General features: G+C 48.7%; 1 pseudogene. It reads right to left on the bottom strand.

From position 1 onward, the window contains the following. Nucleotides 1-626, bottom strand: a pseudogene (locus tag PL8927_RS27750) (tetratricopeptide repeat protein); the annotation flags it as partial.

Genomic DNA, 626 nt, shown 5'->3' with positions numbered 1-626 from the left:
TCGCCCAATCTTGGGGAAAATCCTTGCGGGTATAAACAGACAATGCCTCGGTGTAATAAGCGATCGCTTTTTCAAGATTCTGGGCTGTTTCCCCTTGGATGCGATCGCTGTAGGCAATACCGAGACTCATTTGTGTCCTCGCCCAATCTTGGGGAAAATCCTTGCGGGTATAAACAGACAATGCCTCGGTGTAATAAGCGATCGCTTTTTCAAGATTCTGGGCTGTTTCCCCTTGGATGCGATCGCTGTAGGCAATACCGAGACTCATTTGTGTCCTCGCCCAATCTTGGGGAAAAGCCTTGCGGGTTCTAACAGACAATGCCTCGGTGTAATAAGCGATCGCTTTTTCAAGATTCTGGGCTGTTTCCCCTTGGATGCGACTCCAGTAGGCAGCACCGAGATTCATTTGTGTCCTCGCCCAATCTTGGGGAAAAGCATTGGGGGTTAAAACAGACAATGCCTGGGTGTAACAAGCGATCGCTTTTTCAAGATTCTGGGCTGTTTCCCCTTGGATGCGACCTCTGTAGGCAGTACCGAGATTCATTTGTGTGATCGCCCAATCTTGGGGAAAATCCTTGCGGGTATAAACAGACAATGCCTCGGTGTAATAAGCGATCGCTTTTTCA

The sequence above is a fragment of the Planktothrix serta PCC 8927 genome, from assembly GCF_900010725.2.
Taxonomy (GTDB): domain Bacteria; phylum Cyanobacteriota; class Cyanobacteriia; order Cyanobacteriales; family Microcoleaceae; genus Planktothrix; species Planktothrix serta.
The sequence above is the reverse complement of the archived record's forward strand: the minus strand, read 5'-3'. Positions and strand labels throughout refer to the sequence as shown.